The following is a 301-nucleotide window of genomic DNA, read 5'->3' on the forward strand; positions in this document are numbered from 1 at the left end:
CAATATCTTCATCGGATAGCCCTTGTTTCCTTAAGAGGCTTATCATATTTCCTAGCATTTTATTTTTAGAAATTAGTTCCTGGCTCTTGCTCTCAAGTTCCTGGCTCTTACTCTCAAGTTCCTGGCTCTTACTCTCAAGTTCCTGGCTTTTGCTCTCAAGTTCCTGGCTTTTGCTCTCAAGTTCCTGGCTTTTGCTCTCAAGTTCTTGGCTTTTGCTCTCAAGTTCCTTGTTCTTAAGCTCCAGCTCCTTATTCTTCATCATTATCGTAGTATCACGTGATTCTATTTCCGAAAGAATTTC

At 40.5% G+C, this 301-nt stretch carries 1 pseudogene; it reads right to left on the minus strand.

Annotated elements, in window-relative coordinates:
* Positions 1–262: pseudogene (locus tag H6A61_RS15555) on the minus strand (hypothetical protein); the annotation flags it as partial.
* Positions 263–301 lie beyond the last annotated feature (39 nt).

The sequence above is a fragment of the Bacteroides caecigallinarum genome (assembly GCF_016901995.1).
GTDB classification, from domain to species: Bacteria; Bacteroidota; Bacteroidia; order Bacteroidales; family Bacteroidaceae; genus Phocaeicola; species Phocaeicola cellulolyticus.